The sequence below is a fragment of the Brevundimonas sp. genome, assembly GCF_046295075.1.
Lineage (GTDB): Bacteria > Pseudomonadota > Alphaproteobacteria > Caulobacterales > Caulobacteraceae > Brevundimonas.
The window spans coordinates 20287-35903 of record NZ_JBKBOC010000002.1 but is presented as its reverse complement, the minus strand read 5'-3'; the positions used below and the strand labels follow the sequence as shown (position 1 = coordinate 35903).

Annotated in this window: 11 protein-coding genes; 9 read left to right on the top strand and 2 right to left on the bottom strand. The window is 67.1% G+C overall.

The annotated features are described in order from the left end of the window. The first annotated feature begins 51 nt into the window (after nt 1–51). From ACK4MH_RS02135 to ACK4MH_RS02115, 5 genes are all read left to right on the top strand, one after another. Nucleotides 52–843 carry a PhoH family protein gene (locus tag ACK4MH_RS02135; RefSeq protein ID WP_409714732.1) on the top strand — a complete coding sequence of 264 codons (792 nt, stop codon included), beginning with the start codon at nt 52–54 and terminating at the stop codon, nt 841–843. A gap of 127 nt (nt 844–970) precedes the next feature. Continuing rightward, nucleotides 971–2293: a UDP-glucose dehydrogenase family protein gene (locus ACK4MH_RS02130; RefSeq protein ID WP_409714072.1), complete on the top strand. Its 1323-nt coding sequence runs from the start codon at nt 971–973 to the stop codon at nt 2291–2293. Further along, nucleotides 2293–3267, top strand: a complete 975-nt coding sequence (locus tag ACK4MH_RS02125) for an SDR family NAD(P)-dependent oxidoreductase (protein ID WP_409714069.1) — start codon at nt 2293–2295, stop codon at nt 3265–3267. The genes ACK4MH_RS02130 and ACK4MH_RS02125 overlap by 1 nt, the downstream gene beginning before the upstream one ends. Before the next feature lie 18 nt (nt 3268–3285). Further along, a complete protein-coding gene (locus ACK4MH_RS02120; RefSeq protein ID WP_409714066.1) occupies nt 3286–4569 on the top strand; it encodes an outer membrane beta-barrel protein in 1284 nt (427 codons plus the stop codon). Nucleotides 4570–4648: 79 nt separating this feature from the next. Continuing rightward, on the top strand, nt 4649–6844 hold the full coding sequence (locus ACK4MH_RS02115; protein WP_409714063.1) for a GumC family protein: 2196 nt from the start codon (nt 4649–4651) through the stop codon (nt 6842–6844). Nucleotides 6845–6880: 36 nt separating this feature from the next. Here the strand turns inward: ACK4MH_RS02115 and ACK4MH_RS02110 are convergent, their stop codons facing one another. Further along, nucleotides 6881–7720 carry a hypothetical protein gene (locus tag ACK4MH_RS02110; protein ID WP_409714060.1) on the bottom strand — a complete coding sequence of 280 codons (840 nt, stop codon included), beginning with the start codon at nt 7718–7720 and terminating at the stop codon, nt 6881–6883. 89 nt (nt 7721–7809) lie between these two features. Here ACK4MH_RS02110 and ACK4MH_RS02105 point away from each other — a divergent pair, with 89 nt between their 5' ends. The 4 genes from ACK4MH_RS02105 (at nt 7810) to ACK4MH_RS02090 (ending at nt 15058) form a co-directional block, all read left to right on the top strand. Beyond that, entirely contained in the window at nt 7810–9219 is a 1410-nt protein-coding gene (locus tag ACK4MH_RS02105; protein WP_409714057.1) for an SLC13 family permease, read from the top strand. 156 nt (nt 9220–9375) lie between these two features. Continuing rightward, on the top strand, nt 9376–10773 hold the full coding sequence (locus ACK4MH_RS02100) for an OprO/OprP family phosphate-selective porin (RefSeq protein ID WP_409714054.1): 1398 nt from the start codon (nt 9376–9378) through the stop codon (nt 10771–10773). A 65-nt stretch (nt 10774–10838) separates the two neighbouring features. Further along, nucleotides 10839–12770, top strand: a complete 1932-nt coding sequence (locus ACK4MH_RS02095) for a methyl-accepting chemotaxis protein (RefSeq protein ID WP_409714051.1) — start codon at nt 10839–10841, stop codon at nt 12768–12770. 200 nt (nt 12771–12970) lie between these two features. Beyond that, entirely contained in the window at nt 12971–15058 is a 2088-nt protein-coding gene (locus ACK4MH_RS02090; RefSeq protein WP_409714048.1) for a catalase, read from the top strand. Between the two features lie 63 nt (nt 15059–15121). On the opposite strand, the gene ACK4MH_RS02085 is transcribed toward ACK4MH_RS02090, so the two are convergent. Beyond that, nucleotides 15122–15583, bottom strand: coding sequence for a DoxX family protein (locus tag ACK4MH_RS02085; protein WP_346494029.1), 462 nt, complete (start codon nt 15581–15583; stop codon nt 15122–15124). Nucleotides 15584–15617: the final 34 nt, after the last annotated feature.

Sequence of the window (15617 nt, the reverse complement as noted above, 5' to 3'; positions counted from 1 at the left end):
CCCCAAGACCATCCAAGGCGGCGCCCGTTCGGGTCCGCCTTTTTTCATGCCCTGGAGGCGTCCATGACCAAGCGTGCTGCAACCAAGCGTCAAACGCGTGAACACGGAATTCTGGATTCGCGTGACTTCATGGAGGAGTCGAAAGTTCGCCGGCTCCATGCCCCGCACAATGAAAGGTCAGGCTGGTCGCCTAACCCATCCAATGACGACCGCGACCAGGCCTATCTCAAGACGCTGAAGCCCAAGTCCGAGGGCCAGATCGAGCTGATGGAGGCCATCGACACCCACAATCTGGTCATGGCGCTCGGCCCCGCAGGCACCGGCAAGACCTATCTCGCCGTCGCCAAGGCCGTCGAGGCGCTGGAGGCCGGCAAGATCGGCCGCATCGTTCTCAGCCGCCCTGCCGTCGAGGCGGGCGAATCGATTGGCTTCCTGCCCGGCGACATGGAGGACAAGCTGGCGCCCTATCTGCGCCCACTCTACGACGCCCTGTCTGATCGTCTGTCGATGAAGCGGGTCAAGGCCCTGATGGCCGAGGGCCTGATCGAGATCGCCCCCATCGGCTATATGCGCGGCCGCACCCTGAACAACGCCTTCATCGTCGTGGACGAGGCGCAGAACTGCACCTACGTCCAGCTGAAGATGCTGCTGACACGCCTGGGCTGGCACTCGACGATGGTTGTCACGGGCGACCCGCAGCAGTCCGATCTGCTGCCCGGCATCTCGGGCCTCTCCGATGTGTCCGCTCGTCTTGAGGCCGTGCCGGACATCGCCGTGGTTCGCCTGGCCGAACGCGACATCGTCCGTCACCCGCTGGTCGCCTCGATGATCGGCGTCCTTTAAGTCCCTCTGCCTGCAGCCGGCGCCGCGAGGCGTCGGCTGCATCCTGGTTGCACCAAGAAACCAAAAGCCATTGTCCCGAAGCGCACCGCCCCGCTAAAGGTCGCGTCGCCGCTGATGAGGGATTTCGATGCGCGTAGCGATGATTGGGACGGGTTATGTGGGCCTGGTGTCCGGCGCCTGTTTCGCCGACTTCGGGCACGTCGTCACGTGCATCGACAAGGACCCGTCCAAGATCGAACGGCTGGAGCGGGGCGAGATCCCGATCTTCGAGCCGGGGCTGGACGATCTGGTCGCGGCAAACGTGCGCGAAGGTCGGCTGTTCTTCACCCTGGACGGCGCCGAGGCGATCCGTAACGCCGACGCCGTCTTCATCGCCGTGGGCACGCCCACGCGTCGCGGCGACGGCCATGCCGACCTTTCCTACGTCCACGCCGCCGCCGAGGAGATCGCCGGCCTGATCGAGGGCTTCACGGTCATCGTCACCAAGTCCACTGTGCCGGTCGGCACAGGCGACGAGGTCGAGGCCATCATCAGGAAGACCAATCCGAGCGCCGACTTCGCCGTCGTCTCCAACCCCGAGTTCCTGCGTGAGGGCGCCGCCATCGGCGACTTCAAACGTCCCGACCGCGTCGTCATCGGCGTCGACGACATCGAAAGCGATACGGGGTCGCGCGCCCAGAAGGTTATGAGCGAACTCTACCGCCCGCTGAACCTCAACGAGAGCCCGCTGCTGTTCGTCGGCCGACGCACGTCCGAGCTGATCAAATACGCCGCCAACGCCTTCCTGGCGATGAAGATCACCTTCATCAACGAGATGGCCGACCTTTGCGAGGCCGTCGGCGCCGACGTGCAGCAAGTCGCGCGCGGCATCGGCCTGGACAAGCGGATCGGCTCGAAATTCCTGCACGCCGGGCCCGGCTACGGCGGCTCGTGCTTCCCCAAGGACACCATCGCTCTGGTCCGCACCGCCCAGCAGTACGGCGCCCCGACCCGGCTGATCGAGGCCACGGTCGAAGTCAACGACGCCCGCAAGAAGGCCATGGCCGAACGTGTCTCAGCGACCTTGGGAACCAGCGTCCAGGGCAAGACCGTCGCCCTCTTGGGCCTGACGTTCAAGCCGAACACCGACGACATGCGCGACGCGCCCAGCCTGGACATCGCGCCCGCCCTGATCGCCGCCGGCGCCAAGGTCCAGGCCTTCGACCCCGAGGGCATGCACGAGGCCGCCAAACTGCTGCCCGGCGTCGAAATGAAGGACAGCGCCTATGACGCCGTCATCGACGCGGACGCCGTGGTCCTGGTCACCGAATGGGACCAGTTCCGCGCCCTGGATCTGGACCGCATCAAGCTTCTGATGAAACAGCCGGTCCTGGTCGATCTGCGCAACATCTATCGGCCCGAGGACATGAAGAGCCGCGGTTTCCGCTACATGGGCATCGGGCGCGGCTGATGGGGTCGCCGATCCTCGTCACCGGTGCGGCCGGCTTCATCGGCATGCACGTCGCCGAACGCCTGCTGGACCGTGGCGAACAGGTGATCGGCGTCGATGTCTTCAACGACTACTACGATCCGCGCCTGAAGGCGGCCCGCGCCGCCCGACTGGAAGGGCGCGACGGCTTTCGCATGGTGCGCGCCGATATCGCCGATCATGAGCAGATGCGCGCCCTGGTCGCGGACGCCGGCGTCAAGCGCATCGTCCACCTCGCGGCCCAGGCGGGGGTGCGGTATTCGCTGGAGAACCCCTTCGCCTATGAGCGGTCGAACCTGGCCGGCCATCTGTCGATGCTGGAGGCCGCGCGGCACAATGGCGTGACCCATCTGGTCTATGCCTCGTCCAGCTCCGTCTATGGCGACCGGCCGCTGGAAGGGTCGGGCTTTCGCGAGGAGGACCCGACGGTCAATCCCGTCTCGCTCTACGCCGCGACCAAACGGTCTTGCGAACTGATGAGCCAGAGCTACGCCAAGCTCTATGGTTGCCCGCAATCGGGTCTGCGCTTCTTCACCGTCTATGGCCCCTGGGGCCGGCCCGACATGGCCTATTTCAGCTTCACCCAGAAGATCGTGCGCGGCGACGCCATCGAGGTCTATGGCGAGGGCCGCATGGCGCGCGACTTCACCTATATCGACGACATCGTCGACGGCGTGGTCGCCGTGCTGGACCACCCGCCGGCTCAGGGCGTGCATGAGGTCTATAATATCGGCGACAGCCAGCCGGTCGGTCTGATGGAGATGATCTCGACGCTGGAGAACGCCCTGGGCGTCGAGGCGAAGAAGGTCATGCGGCCCATGCAGCCGGGTGACGTGACCGCCACCTATGCCGACATTTCCAAACTGAACGCCCTTTGCGGCTACCAGCCGAAGGTGCCGCTGAAGGCCGGGCTGGAGACCTTCGTCGCCTGGTGGCGGCAGTACGAGAACGGCTGAAGCGAAAGGCGGGGGCCGATGCGACGCGACATCCTTCCAGCCGCCGCCTCGCTGCTCGTATTCGGCGCGACCGAAGCGTCCGCCCAATCTCTAATCTCGGCCCAGGACCGCACGGCCGCCCTGTTCGTCCGCGATCGCGCCGTCGCCGTGCGGGACCGTCCGCAACCTGCCTATGACGCCTTGGGCATCCGCACAGGCGGCTTCAGGGTGTTTCCCAAACTTCAGTTTGACATCGTCCAAGATGACAACGTCTTCGCCGCCGATGACGACCGCCAAGCCGCCACGACCCTGCGACTGCGCCCCGAGATCGCCGCCAAATCCAACTGGTCCCGCCACGCACTCCAGGCCCAAGCCCGCACCCAGATCGGCCGAAATCTCGACTTCGACAGCGAGAATATCATCGACTGGAATCTGGGCGGCGCCGGCCGCCTTGATGTCGTTCGCGGTTCCAGCATCACCTTCGCTGCCGACTACGCCCATGACCACGAGGCCCGCACCGCCGCCGGCGCCGATCCGACCGCGCGACGTCCCATCGCCTTCGACCTGGCCTCCGCCTCTCTTGGCGCTGAGCGCGCCAGTGGGCGTCTGCGCGTCTCGGCGCGCGCCGCCGTTCACCGCTACGACTACCGCGACGGCTTCAGCGAAACGGGCGCCGTGATCGAACAGGACGACCGCGACCGCACCCTCTTCACCCTGACCGGCCGCGCCGACTATGCTCTCTCCCCCGCCACGGCGATCTTCCTACAGGTCGTCAACGACGACCGCGACTACGACCGCATCGCCGGCCGGCCCCTGCGGACCTCGTCGGGCCATCAGACCCTGGCGGGCGTGGATTTCGAACTGGGCGCCCTGGTCCGGGGCGAGATCGCCGCCGGCTATATCCGCCAGGACTTCGAGGACGCGGCGTTCGGCGATCTGGACGGCGTCGGAGGCCGGGTAAAACTGTCCTGGTTCCCTACGCAGCTGACCACCGTCACGGCGGCCGCAGCGCGAACCGTCGAGGATACGGGCGTCATCGGCGCGGCCGGCGCCCTGCGCACCGACCTGTCGCTCACCGTCGATCACGAGCTGCTGCGCAATCTGATCCTGACGGCCCAGGCGACCTATGCCGACGACGCCTACAACGGTCTGGCCCGCACCGACACGCGCTTCGGCGCCGGCGTCAGCGCCGCCTACCGGATCAATCGTCGCTACGGCTTCACCGCCGGCCTGACCTGGCTTGACCAGTCCTCGTCCGGCGCCACCCAAGGCCCCAGCTACCGTTCGACCCGCTTCTATGTCGCGACCGTTGCCCAGTTCTGACAATGGCCACAGCGCGAACATTGACAACCTGAAGGCGACATCGCACGACTGAGGCTGACGATCACCGTTCGATGGCGCGATGACACAGAACGACCCCGCCTTGGGCGCCTCAATCCAGCACGCCGACGACGCCATCGATATCCACGGTTTGATCGCCGCTTTCCGTCGTCGCTTCGTCCTGTTCACGACGGTCTCGACTATCGTGTGCCTGATCGTTTTCGCCCTGATGCTGGGCCAGACGCCGGTCTATACCGCCACCGCCAATCTCCAGATCAACACCCGCAAGGAACAGGTGATCGCCGGCCCGGCGGTCCTGTCCGCCCTCGACGCCGAGGCGGCCATCGTCGACACCGAGGTCGAGGTGCTGAAGTCGCCCCAACTCGCGGCCGGCGTCGTGGACGCGCTGAACCTGACCCAGGATCCCGAGTTCAACGCCCGACTGCGCAAATCGCCCTTCGCCGCCCTCACCGACCGGACCGGCCGCGCCGCGATCCCCGACCGCGAGATCGAACGCCAGCAGGTCATCGACGCCGTCAGCCGCCGCCTGACCGTGCGCCGCGTCGGCCTGACCTATTCGATGGCGGTCGGCTTCACCTCGGACAGCCCGACCAAGGCCGCCCGCATCGCCAACGCCTTCGCCGAACGCTACCTTCAGTCCCAGCTGACCGCCAAGTTCGACGCCAACAGCCAGGCCAACGCCTTCCTCGGCGCCCGGCTGGAAGACTTGCGCCGCCAGGTCGAGACCGCCGACGCCGCCGTCTCCCTCTACCGCATCGAAAACGGCCTGCTCAGCGCCCAGGGCGCGACCCTGACCGAGCAGGAAATCTCGGTCTATAACCAGCAACTGGCGTCCGCCCGCGCACAACAGGCGGAACAAGACGCCCGCCTGCGCACCGCCCGATCCCAGATGGCGGCCGGATCGAACGGCGACGATGTCGGCGAGGCCCTGACCTCGCCCGTGGTCCAGAACCTGCGCGCCCAACGTGCGGCGATCAGCACCCGCGTCGCCGACCTGTCCGTTCGCTATGGTCCGCTTCACCCCGACATGATCCGCGCCCGCCAGGAACTGGCCGACATCGACGCCCAGATCCAGGCCGAGATCCGCCGCGTCGTCTCCAACCTGGACGCCCAGGCCCAGGTCGCCCAGCAACGTGCCGCCTCGGTCCAGGCCAGCCTGAACGCCGCCCGCGGCGCCCTGGCCGACAACAATGCCGCCTCGGTGCGCCTGCGCGAACTGGAGGGAGAAGCCGAGGCCGCGCGCGCCATCTACCGCGCCTTCCTGGATCGCTATCGCGAAACCAGCGCCCAGACCGGCGTCGAACAGGCCGACGCCCGCATCGTCTCGCGCGCCACGCCGCCGACCTCGCAGAGCGCGCCGAACCTGACGCTCAGCCTCGCGCTGGGGCTGGTGCTGGGCGTCGGCGCGGGCGCCTTCGCCGTCATCGTCGCCAATACGATGCAGACCGGCTTGGGCGGCCCCGACGACATCGAACGCAAGCTGGGTCTGCCCCCCATCGGTGCGATCCCGCTGGCCTCCTCCGTCGCCGCGCTGGAAGACTGCGACCTGCACCCCATCGACCTGGTGCTGCAACGGCCGCTGTCGGTCTTCACCGAGGCGTTTCGCGCCCTGCGCACCTCGATCACCCCCAACGTCAGCGTGGTGGGCGAACCGGCCGGCCGCATCGTCGCCGTCACCTCCGCCCTGCCCTGCGAGGGCAAGACCACCGCCGCCGTCTGCCTGGCGCGTGTGGCGGCCCGGTCGGGCGGACGTGTTCTGCTGATCGACGGCGACCCGCGTCGGCGCGGCGTCACGCGGATGCTGGGTCTGGATCCCAATGCGGGCCTGGCCGAGGTGCTGCACGGCGCGGCGTCCTGGCGAAACCTTCTGGTGCTGGACCCCGCATCAGGCGCGCATGTTCTGCCGCTGTCGGGTTCCGGCCTGTCGGCGGACGACCTCTTCGCCGCCCCGCCAATGGACGCCCTGCTGTCGGAGCTACGTCAGGGCTTCGATCTGATCGTCATCGACACGGCGCCGGTGCTGGTCCTGGCCGACGCCCGCGTCCTGGCGGCCAAGGCCGACACTGTCCTTCTGCTGGCCCGCTGGCGCAAGACCCCCGCGCGCGCCGTCGCCGCCGCAATCCGCATCCTGAACCAGTCCGGCGCTCGCACCCTGGGCGTCACCCTGACCCAGGTCGATGTCAGGGCGCAGGCGAAACAAGACTACGGCCATGCCGGCTACGACTATCAGGCCTACCGCAAATACTACGCCGCCTGACGCTGGCCGAAGCCCGCTTGGCGGCCGACCAGGCCCTCAGCCGTCGCGCCACTCGCTCAACATCTTGCCGTCGGCGTCCTCGAAGGCGACGCGATCCAGTTGGACGGCGCCGATGCAAATCGGCCGCTGATCCAGGCCAGACGCGCGGCAGCGGACGGCGCGACCGTCTGCGAAGGCGGCCATGCGGCCCTCCAGCACCAGTCGATACCCTTGGGCAGGCGCGACGAGCGGCTGGTCGCCCTCGCCCCGCACGGTGAACTCATAGGCGCGGCCGTTGCGACGCCCGGTCCGCGAACCGCCCTCGTTGAAGACGGCCGCCAGCCCCATGGTCTGCGGCGACGCCTGACCTTGGGCCAGAGGATCGCCCTGCGCGGCTGAACACCCCTCGGTCCGCAACCAGGGACGCGCCAGCCAGAAGCCCTCCGCCGCCTCCCAGGTCTCGGCGTCATCGGCGATCAGGGCCGATTGCGACCAGTCGCCGGGCGCCAGGCTGAGTTTCAGGCTTTGATTGCGCGCGCCCCATGCAAGGGCCGGCAGACCGTCGTCGGGGGTTGTTTCAGCGGATAACGAGGCCGGACCACCGCAGCCAAAGGCCTGGCGCACGACGAACCGTCGGCCCGCCAGGGACGCGCCCCCGACCTCACGCCCCGCTGCAAAGGCCGAGGCGGCGAGGTCCATAGCCTGAAGCAGGCTTGCGCGATCCAGGGTCGGTGAGGAGGCGACGGTGACCACAGGCGTCGGCGCCGCAACGGGTGCGGGCTGTGGCGCAGGCTCGGCCTCCTCGCGCTGGCAACCGCCGAGAACGGGACCGAAAAGGAGAAGGGACGCCGCGAGCGCGACGACCGACGGGCGAGGCGACGCGATCGGTTCGAGCATGGAACCACTCTAGCACGCAGTTCGCTGTTTTGGGGACGATCACCCGAAAAAGGTTGACGAGCGTGGCGGGGGGCGGTCTGCACGGGATCATGACATTCGATCAGATCGCAGCCCTTGCGGTGCTCATCGGCGTGGTCGGCGTGCTGATCCACGGCAAGGTTCGCGCCGACGTCGTCGCCCTGACCGGCGCCGCCGTGCTTCTGCTGCTGGGCGTCGTGCGCCCCGTCGAGGTGCAGGGCGCCTTCGCCAGTCCGGCCGTCATCGCCCTGGCCGGCCTGTTCGTCATCGCCTATGCGATCGAGTTGTCGGGCCTGCTGGGTCTGCTGATCCGCCAGGCGACCCAGCTGGCCGCCCGGATCGGCGCGAGGGGCATATGGATCGTCATCGGCCTGTGCGGCTCGGTCGGCGGTTTCCTGAACAATACGCCGGTGGTGGTGCTGGCGGCGCCGGTGATCCGGGATGTGGCTCAATCGCTAAAACTATCGCCCAAACGTTTCCTGATGCCGCTCAGCCACGTCACCGTGCTGGGCGGTCTGTTGACCCTGATCGGCACCTCGACAAACCTGTTGGTCAACGACATGGCGCGCAATGCCGGCCAGCCCGTCTTCGGCCTGTTCGAGATCACGCCCGTCGGCCTGTTTATCGCCGTCGTCGGCGGCCTGTGGCTCTATTTCGTCGGCGCGCGCCAACTGGGCCGGTCGGTCGCCATGGATGAGGCGCAGGCTGCGCGCTTGGCCGAAATGGAAGAGACGCGCCGGCGCACCGAGGCGGAGGCCGCAGGCCGACGTAAACGCATCCTGCCCTTCGGCCTGCCGCGCCTGGGCGAGTCGCGCAATCAGTCCGACGGTTCAGGCGATGCGCACCTGGGCGACGTTGATCTGTATGGAGCGGCGGATCGACCCTTCCAGTTGCGACCGGCGATGATCTCGCTCGCCGTCTTCGTCCTGGTGATCGCCTCGGCCGCGTTGGGCTGGGCGCCGATCGCCGCCTCGGCCTTCGCGGGCGCGGTCGGGCTGATCCTGTTGAGGGTCATCACGCCGGAAGAGGCCTATGCCGGCTTACGGCCCGAAATCCTGCTGCTGATCGCCGGCATGGTGGTCGTCGGCACGGCCATCGAAGTCACCGGCCTGGCCTCTGCGGGCGCGGATCGTCTCATCGGCGTGATCCGGCCGATGGGACCGCTGGGCGCGCTGATCGTCCTGTACGGCGTGACCCTGTTCGCCACCGAACTCTTGTCCAACGCCACGGTCGCGGTGCTGATCACCCCCATCGCGGTGGCCCTGGCCGAAAGCCTGGGGGTCGATCCCCGGCCCTTCCTGGTCTGCGTGATGATGGCCGCCTCCGCCGCCTTCGCCACGCCGTTCGGCTATCAGACTAATGTGCTGGTCTTCAACATGGGCGGCTACAGCTACATGGACTTCGTGCGTGTGGGCCTGCCGCTGAACCTGGTGACCTGGGTGGCGGCCATGATTGCGATCCCGATCTTCTTCCCGTTCTGATCGATTAGCCCCCCGCGCCCAGGTCGAGGCTTTGAGTTCGCACCTGCGTGATCCCGACGCGCTTACGAACCTCCGGCGGCGCTGCTTCCAAGCTACGCAGTTTTCCGTATCGCGATTTGGGGGCTCCTTAACAATCGTCCTTTAGACGTGTTGTTCATGCACATTCACCGCACTTTCGCGGCGGGTGTCGGCCTTGCCGCGCTCGCCACCTCCGCCTTCGCCCAGTCTGCGCCGTCCGCCGACGAGATCGCCGCTCTGCGCGCTCAGGTGCAGGCCCTGTCCGCCCGCCTCGAACAGCTTGAGGCCCAGTCGCGGACAGCGGTTCCGGTCCCGGCCGCCCCCGCCGTCGCCGGATCCCCGGCCGCCGTCGCGACGCGTCCAGTCCAGACCGCAGCCATGACAGCCGCGCCGGCTCCCGCGCCCGTCGATTGGGCCACGGGCCTGCCCGAACTGCGCAGCCCGGACGGCGCCTTCACCTTCAAGCCGCGCATCCGCGTCACGGCCGACCTGTCGACCACATTCGGCTCGGACTTCGATGGTCGCAATCTGACCACCACCGAGCTGCGCGGCCTGCGCCTTGGCGGCCAAGGCAAGATCGCCGGCGGCTTCACCTACTGGATCGAAGCCGACCTCGCCGATAACGCCGTCAGCGTCGCCAACGCCTTCGTCGCCTATAACACCAAGATCGGCGGCCGCGACCTGGAGGTCTCGGCAGGCCAGCGCCTGAACGACCGCGGCGTCGAGGGCGGGACGGCGGAAGACGTGGTTCCCTTCCTGGAGCGCAGCCTGATGGTCTCGACCATCGGCCCGGAACGCGGCGCTTACGGCGTCGGCGTGACCTCCAAGCTGACCGGCAGCGTCTGGCACGCCTCGCTCTCGGTCACCGGCGACGCCATCAGCACCGGCACAGCCAATGACAGCGTCACCCTGATGGGCCGCACCCACTGGTCGCCGTTCAAGACCGACGCCGGCTTCCTGCATCTCGGCGGCTGGGGCTTCGTCGAGGACCTGACGCCGAACGCGTCGATCGCTTCGCGCAGCCTGGTCGTCTCGTCGCGCGGCAACGACAATCTGCGCCTGTCGGGCGGTACGATCGCCGACCCCAAGGGCAGCAAGGGCCTCGGTCTGGAACTGGGCGGCGTGCATCGCTCGGGCTGGCTGATGGCCGAAGGCGGCAAGCGCGTGGTCCAGACCGCCGCGCGCGACTTCGATCAGGACGCCTACAGCCTCTCCGCCGGCTTCTTCATCACCGGCGAAAAGCCGCCCCTCTCGCCCCGCACCGGCACATGGGGCCGACCCAAGGTGCTGAACCCGCTGGGGACCGACGGCTACGGCGCGGTCGAGATCGTCGGCCGCTACGACACCGCAGACTACAGCGACAACCCGACCGGCGGTGAAGGCGACACCTGGTTGCTGGGCGTCAACTGGTATCCCACGAACAACACCCGCGTCTCCGCCCACTGGAGCGCCTGGTCGGTCGATAACCGAACCGGGACCTTCATCGGCGACGACAGCGGCAACACCGCCACCGTCCGCGTCCAAACCGCCTTCTAGACTACATCTTGCCCGGAACGGTCCGCCGTTCCGGGCTTCCGCCCCAAAGCCGCCGAGATGACCGCATGAACCCGAAGAACATCCCGATGCAGCGGAAACTGGCGATCGCCTTCGCCCTTCTGCTGACCGTCGCGGCCGCAATGATCGGGGCGGTCTTCTTCCAACTGTCGGCGATGAAGACGGCGGCTGAGCTGAACGCCGAGAGCAAGTCGATCATCGACCACACCCATGTGGCCGAGAAGGGCTTCATTCGCCTGAACTCGCAGATGCGCGGCGTGCTGCTGACCGGAAACGCCGACTATCTGGAGGTATACAAAAAGGGCTGGGAACAGTTCGAAGCCTCGGTGGCCGCTCTCGGCGCCGCCAACCTGACGCCGGAAGAGAAGGCGCTGGTCGAGAAGGCCCAGGCCGACGCCGCCGCCTGGCGCACCGAGTTCGGCACGCCGCTGACCGAGGCGGCGCTGGACCCCGCCCGTATCGAGGCCGCGCGCCGCGTCGTGATCGATTCCGGCGACAGGGTGCGCGTCACACACATCACCAAGGCCATCACCGACCTTCGCGATATGGAAGTCGAGCGGATGAACGTGCGCGACGCCGAACAGGCGTCGGCGATCACCGCCTCCTTTATCGCCCTGGCGGTCGGGGGACTGATCCTGGTCGCCGCCGCCGTCTTCCTGGGCGTGCAACTGTCCATCCTGATGGTCGCGCCCGTCCGCCGCATGACCGGCGCCATGTCGGTCATGGCCAACGGCAAGCTGGACGTCGCCATCCCCGACACCGACCGCAAGGATGAGGTCGGCGCCATGGCTCAGGCCATGCAGGTCTTCCGCGACAACGGCCTGCGCGCCAAGGCGCTGGAGACGGAAACGGAATCGATGCGCGACCAATCCGAAGTCGAACGTCGCCGCCGTGAAGCCCTGGCTCAGCAGGAAGCCGCCGAGAACACCGTCGTCATCGAAAGCTTGGGCAAGGGTCTGTCGGCCCTGGCCGAAGGCGATCTGATCTACCGTATCGACGCGCCCTTCCCTGCCCGCAGCGAGGTTCTGAAAACCGACTTCAACCGCTCCATCTCCCGCCTGGAAGAGACCGTCACGGGCGTCCTGGGTTCGGTTCACGGCATCGATTCCGGCGCCGGCGAGATCAGCCAGGCATCGGAAGACCTGTCGCGTCGCACCGAACAGCAGGCCGCCGCCCTGGAAGAGACCGCCGCTGCGCTCGACGAAATCACCGTCACGGTGAAGAAGACCGCCGAGGCCGCAAACCAGGCCGCCGATGTCACCAATGGCGCCCGCAAGAGCGCCGAGGCCTCAGGCGCGGTCGTGATGAACGCCGTCGAGGCTATGCAGAAGATCGAAGGCGGCTCGCGCCAGATCAGCCAGATCGTCGGCGTCATCGACGAGATCGCCTTCCAGACCAACCTGCTGGCCCTGAACGCCGGGGTCGAGGCGGCTCGGGCCGGAGAATCCGGTCGCGGCTTCGCCGTCGTGGCCTCCGAGGTCCGCGCCCTGGCCCAACGTTCGGCCGAAGCCGCCAAGGAGATCAAGACCCTGATCTCCAAGTCCGGCTCCGAAGTCGAGAACGGCGTGCGCCTGGTCAGCCAGGCCGGTTCCGCCCTGCAGGCCATCGCCTCACAGGTCGACGACATCAGCGCCCTGGTCGTCGAGATCGCCGCCTCCGCCAAGGAACAGGCGACCGGCCTTCAGGAGATCAATGTCGCCGTGAACCAGATGGATCAGGTGACCCAGCAGAACGCCGCCATGGTCGAACAAGCCACCGCCGCCAGCACCGCCCTGCGTCAGGAAACCGCCGAACTGTCATCCGAGGTCGCCTTCTTCCAGGTTTCCGCCGGAAAAGGCGCCTCGCGCAATGCGCCCGCCCCGGTCTCAAGCCGCCGCTCGACGCGCCCCTCGCCTCGCATCGAACAGCGCGTGATCAAGGTCGCCGGCGGCCGAGACATCGCGGTCGGCGCGAACAGCGATGGCTGGGAGGAGTTCTGACGCCGGTGACGGGCCACGACTCAGCGGCTAACTGCCCGAGGCGAAACCCATCGCATGAACTCTGACGGTCCAAAGCTGACATCTCTCTGCGACATTCGAACGCTATGAGCGATGCCGCACAGAACCATCGACCCTGAGCACCGTTATGGTCACGACGCGCGCCGCGCTTTGTGGCCGCCGGCTTCTCAGAGAGTTTTCAGATGGCCAAGACCCCTACGCGCGCCTTGGCGTCCGAAATCGGCAATGCTGGCGAACTGCACCAGACCGCCGCCACGCCGCAGACCCGCACCACCACCAATCACGGCGTGCCGATCAGCGACAACCAGAACTCCTTAAAGGCCGGGCCGCGCGGTTCGACCCTGCTAGAGGATTTCATTCTTCGCGAGAAGATCCAGCATTTCGACCATGAGCGGATCCCCGAACGGATTGTTCACGCTCGCGGGTCGGCCGCCCACGGCTTCTTCGAACTGACCGACAGCCTGTCGGACGTCACCACCGCCAAGATTCTGACCGAGGTCGGCAAGAAGACAGAGCTGTTCACCCGCTTCTCGACCGTCGCCGGCGGCGCGGGGTCGGTGGACACGCCGCGCGACGTGCGCGGCTTTGCGGTCAAATTCTATACGACCGAGGGCAACTGGGACCTGGTCGGCAACAACATTCCCGTCTTCTTCATCCAGGATGCGATCAAGTTCCCGGACCTGATCCATTCGGTGAAGATGGAGGCAGACAAGGGCTATCCCCAAGCGGCCAGCGCCCACGACACCTTCTGGGACTTCATCGGCCTGATGCCCGAGAGCATGCACATGGTCATGTGGGCCATGTCGGATCGCGGCATCCCGCGCAGCCTGCGCATGATAGAAGGCTTCGGCGTCAACACCTTCCGCCTGCTGAACGCCGAGGGCGAGGCGACCCTGGTCAAGTTCCACTGGCGGCCCAAGTTGGGGACGCAGTCGACCTGCTGGGACGAGGCGGTCAAGATCGCGGGCGCCGATCCCGACTATCACCGCCGCGACCTGTATGAAGCCATCGATCAGGGCGACTTCCCCGAATGGGAGTTCGGCGTGCAACTGTTCACCCAGGAACAGGCCGACGCCCTGCCCTTCGACATCCTGGACGCCACCAAATTGGTGCCGGAAGAGGATTATCCGATCCGCGTGATCGGCCGCATGGTTCTGGACCGCAACCCCGACAACTTCTTCGCCGAGACGGAACAGGTCGCCTTCCTGCCGACCAATATCGTGCCGGGCATCGACTTCTCGGAGGATCCGCTGCTGCAGGGCCGCTTGTTCTCCTATCAGGACACCCAGCTGTCGCGCCTGGGCACGGTCAACTTCCACCAGATCCCGATCAACCAGGCCAAGGGCTGCCCCTTCCAGAACTTCCAGCGCGACGGCCATATGCAGATGGCCGTGCCCAAGGGCCGCGCCAACTATGAACCCAACAGCCTAGCCGAGGCGGGCGAGGACGGCGGCCCGCGCGAAGACCCGAAGGGCGGCTTCCGCACCGCGCCCGTTCCGGTCGAAGGCGAGAAGGTCCGGCTGCGCGCCGAAACCTTCGCCGACCACTACAGCCAGGCGCGGCTGTTCTTCCGCTCGCAGACCGAGATCGAACAGGCCCATTTGGCCAGCGCCATCGTGTTCGAACTGTCCAAGGTGTCGCTGGCCCACGTCCGGGAGCGCGTTCTGGCCAATCTGCAGAACGTCGATGAAACCCTGGCTCAGCGCGTCGCCGACGGCCTGAACCTGCCCCTGCCCAAGGCGTCCGACCCGGGCGTTGCCCCCATCGATCTGGACGCCTCGCCTGCGCTTCGCATCGTCGGCAAATATCCCGACACCCTGAAGGGGCGAAAGGTCGCCATCCTGGTCGCCGACGGCTCGGACGGCGCGGTCATCGACGCCGTTCGTGCGACGGTCGAAGGCGACGGCGGTTCGGTCTTCATCGTCGCGCCCAAGATTGGCAGCGCACAGCTGAAGGGCGGCAAGACCCTGGCCGCCGACGGTCAGCTGGCCGGCAGCCCTTCTGTCTTGTTCGACGCGGTCGCCATCGTCCTGTCCGACGACGGTTGCGCCCAGTTGCTGAAGGAAGGCGCGGCGGTCGACTTCGCCAAGGACGCCTTCGGCCACCTCAAGGCCGTCGGCCACACCCCAGAGGCCCAGCCCCTTCTGGACAAGGCGGGGGTCGAGCCGGACGAGGGGGTGATCGATCTGTCCAAGGACGCCGAGGCCTTCCTCGCCCCCGCTCGAACTCGCCAGTGGGATCGTGAGCCCAAGGTGCGCATGTTGGCCTGATGGCAGATCCTGACCGAGGCACCTCCAACGTCAGTCTCGATCAGATTTTATTGCGCTTTAAGCCTACAGCCGGGGCAGGAACAGGACGAAGTCCAGGCTCCACAGCCCCGGCCCGTTGGCGATCAGCCAGATCAGGATCACCATTAGCAGGGTCTCCGGCAGGTCGAAATAGCTGGAGAGGCGATAGCCGAGACTGGTCCCCTCGACCGACTTGGACGCCACGGTCACCAGGGCGACCAGGCTGATGATCAGCAGCACCAGCGCCGCCAGACTGGTGAACAAGCCCATGATCAGCAGGGCGCCGAAGGCGAACTCGCACACCGACACGAACCGGGCGGTCTGGCGCGGCGCGGCGATGCCGGCCTCGACCATCGTCTTCTGCATCTTCTCGGCCTGGGCCGGGGTGAACAGCTTGTAGAAGCCGGACAGGAAGAACATCCCCCCGACCACGACCCGCGCGATCAGGGGCGCGATGTCCATCAACGCCGGGATGCCCAGGCCGAAGCCGCGATAGAGGTCGATCATCAGAAAAAGGCTCCGCTGGATGGCGGAGCCTTCA